The following is a 2,416-nucleotide window of genomic DNA, read 5'->3' on the forward strand; positions in this document are numbered from 1 at the left end:
TCGCCGGCCATGAGCGCCGCGATGCTCTGGCGCGGGACCAGGGGAACGAAATGACACCCGTCGGGCGTCCCCAATTGCCGGTAGGGTGCCATGTTGGTATAGGGAATCATGGCCACCGGAACACTCATGCCGCGCCTCCCTGAAAGGTGAAAACGCCGTCCCGTTCAAGCGGCGTAAAACCCGCCATGCGGATCGTCTCCGCCATCATCTCCCGGGCCAGCCCCACAGGCGTCGCCGCACCGGCCAGATGGGCAATGCGCTCCTCACTGATGGTGCCATCCATATCGTCCGCGCCCCAGCTGAGCCCGGCCGCGCCCGTTGCCAGCCCGGTCATGGGCCAGTAGGATTTCAGGTGCGGCAGATTATCCAGCACCAACCGCGCGATGGCCAGGACGGCCAGGGTCTCGAGCGGCGTCGGCCCCTTGGCGATGAAATTGCCGGCACCGGGCTGAAACGGCAGCGGGATAAAATAGGCGAAGCCGCCCGTCACCTCCTGGGCGCGCCGCAGGATCAGCAAATGTTCGATACGCTCGGTCCAGGTATCGCCAAAACCGAAAAGCATGGTGGCATTGGTGGGGATCCCCTTACCGTGGGCCATCTGATGGATGCGTACCCAATTCTCGGGGCTGGTCTTGTTCTTCCAATGCTTTTGGTAGAGGCGTTCGGAGAAGATCTCGGCGCCACCCCCGGGCATGGCGTCCATGCCGGCGGCCTTGAGCTGATCGAGCACCGTCGATTCCGTCAGGCCGCTGGTCTTGGCGAAGTATTCGATCTCCACGGCCGTATAGCACTTGATGTGCACGTCGGGGAAACGCTGGCGCAGACCGCGCACCAGCTCAAGATTGCGCGCATAGGGCCAGATCTGATTGAGCCCGCCAACGATGTGCACTTCGGTGGGGCTGAGCCGATCTATCTTGTCAAAAATTTCCGCTTCCGTCAGCACGTAGGCATGCGGTGCGTTTTTCGAGGCGGCATAATTACAAAACGTGCAGCCGCTGCCACAAATGTTCGTGGGGTTGATCTGCACATTGAACACATAGCTGGCCTTGTCGCCAAACCGCGTCTGGCGGTTGGCCAGGGCCGCCTCGCCCAGGCGGTGCAGCCGCTGGGGTGTAATCGCCTCGGCCAGGGCAAAGGCTTCCTCCCGGGTCAGGCGCTCGCAACGGGCGCCTTTTTCCAAGGCCCGGTCGAATAACGATGAATTCATAATCAATCTGTCCTTACATGCGCCGCCTTCGATCCGAATTCCGCCTTGTTTCCGGACCTGATTCTGATTTTGTAAACAGCCCCTCAGCCATCCGGCAGCCCGAACGTCCGCCACCGCTGGTCGACTTTTTTCGCCACTGCCGGATCGAATTCAACCGGTTTGGGATACCCCCTTTTCCAGCGGGCGTCAATGGTGATGGGGAAATCGAAGATCAGACGGTTGCCCGCCACCGTCCGCCCGGCCGGATAAAGGTCGGCCAACGGGTCGAAACGCGTGAACCAGCCCCAAAGCATCAGGGTCGGATCGTCCAGGGGCACGTCTTCGGAAACAATCACGTGAAACAGGTAGTCGCGGGACGCCGGATGGTGCAACAGTGCCTGGCGCAGGGCTTCGATATCGGCCAGGCCGGCCCGGGTCCGTACCAGCAGAAAGGCCGGGCCAAGCGCCGCGGTTCCGGTCACCTCGGGGTGCAGGTCCTTGGGCGCGGGGATTTTCCCGGGCGGCGTGCCGCGCAACGGGTCACCGCCGGCGTCGGTGGCCATCAGAATCAGGCGACTGCCCGTGTTCATGGCCGGTCCGGTGAAATCCAGGGTATCCAGAGCCGTGGGAGCGAGCAGGTGAATCCCCGTGGCCGCGTCCAGATGGCGCCAGAGGGCTTGGCTGACCGCCGTAAAATCACGCACATCCACCCGCTGGTCCACGGTGATCATCACCTTGGTCAGGGATACCTGGCCTTCGCCCAGCATCCCCAGCGTGTGCTTGAGCGCCTCCCGGGGATAGCGTTCGGCCACGGACATCACCGCCAGGGCATGAAAACCCGCTTCCGGGTATGCCCACAGATCCATTACTGCCGGGCGGATCATTTTGAGCAGGGGCAGGGTCATCGCCTGGAGGGCCTCGCCCAGGTAGTAGTCCTCCTGGACCGGTTTACCCACCACGGTGGCCGGATAGATGGCATCCCGGCGTGCCAGAACGCGCTGCACGCGGAAGACCGGGTAGTCCGCCGCCTGGGAATAATGGCCGAAATGATCGCCGAAAGGGCCTTCCCAGCGCAGGTCGCCGGGCGAGACCGTACCCTCGATGACGAATTCGGCCCGCGCCGGAACCCGGTGATTCGAGGAAGGGCGTTTGATCACATCCAGGGGATGGTCCATCATATACGCGGCCAGCAGGCGTTCATCGATCCCCTCGGGCAGGGGGGCCACGGCG

General features: G+C 63.1%; 2 protein-coding genes. Both read right to left on the reverse strand.

All coding sequences use genetic code 11. The annotated features are described in order from the left end of the window. Positions 1-124: 124 nt before the first annotated feature. Entirely contained in the window at positions 125-1,207 is a 1,083-nt protein-coding gene (locus tag JCM12296_RS34140; protein WP_054702540.1) for a radical SAM protein, read from the reverse strand. An 83-nt stretch (positions 1,208-1,290) separates the two neighbouring features. Beyond that, on the reverse strand, positions 1,291-2,416 hold a 1,126-nt coding region (locus tag JCM12296_RS34145; protein ID WP_172684254.1), incomplete at its 5' end, for a UbiD family decarboxylase domain-containing protein.

Source organism: Desulfosarcina cetonica JCM 12296 (assembly GCF_001311845.1).
Taxonomy (GTDB): domain Bacteria; phylum Desulfobacterota; class Desulfobacteria; order Desulfobacterales; family Desulfosarcinaceae; genus Desulfosarcina; species Desulfosarcina cetonica.